This is a genomic window from Photorhabdus sp. RW14-46 (assembly GCF_963887965.1).
GTDB classification, from domain to species: Bacteria; Pseudomonadota; Gammaproteobacteria; order Enterobacterales; family Enterobacteriaceae; genus Photorhabdus; species Photorhabdus laumondii.
In genome coordinates, this window is the sequence record NZ_CAWPHH010000105.1 from 1 (window position 1) to 813 (window position 813).

The following is an 813-nucleotide window of genomic DNA, read 5'->3' on the forward strand; positions in this document are numbered from 1 at the left end:
AGCATGGTCGGTATCCCGGCTCAGGGTGGTGACATCCTGTTGCTGCTTGTCTTTATCCCGGATAATCAGGGCACCGTCGCTGACCGCGGCGTGAGTGGTGCTTTGGTCATGGCCTTCCCGGTTAGCGCCGCCCAGGGTATTGGCTGCCAGATTACTGAGGAACATGCCGCCGGCTGAACCCCCTGTGCTGATACTCGCACTATGGTGTTCGGTTTTAAAATCCGCTTTGTTTTTGATATCGCCAAAGCCCAGTGTGCCGGTATCGAGGGTGTTTTTGTCTTTGTCTGCGGTACTGGCAATGACTGCGCCATCAAGCTGAGTATGTTCCCCCACTTTGACCTGATAGCCGCCTTTGCCGGCAAACAGTCCGGTCTGCTCCTGTACGGAGTCAAAGTTGCTGTGGATTTTGTCGCGGCTGGCGCTGAGGTTCAATGAGCCGCCCGGTTGTGGACCGAGAGTAACACTGACACCGGCACTGGCGTTCTGCTGCTTCATATCGTAGCGGTTGCTGTCCTGCTCGCTGCTGAGCGTCAGGTGGCGTTTGACGTCGGCGGTAATCTGTTCGCCGCTGACCTGAGCGCCTTTGAGCGTGGCATCACGACCGGCATTGAGGGTGACGGTTTGCCCCGCATCCAGCGTAGTTTCGTTATGGCTGACGCCGTTACCGCTTTCACTGCCTTTACCTCGGTTGGTGCTGGCGGAGAGATTGATTCCCGTGCCCCCCGGTCCGGCAGTGAAACCGACGCCCAGTGAGCCACCGCGACTGCTGTTTTTGCCGGTGGTCTGTTCGGTGTTCTGGCTGGATGAGAGCTG

General features: G+C 58.1%; 1 protein-coding gene. It reads right to left on the bottom strand.

Features of this window, described 5'->3' with window-relative positions; genetic code table 11:
• A partial coding sequence (locus AACQ38_RS23740; RefSeq protein ID WP_207631979.1) for a hemagglutinin repeat-containing protein occupies positions 1-813 on the bottom strand: 813 nt, incomplete at both ends.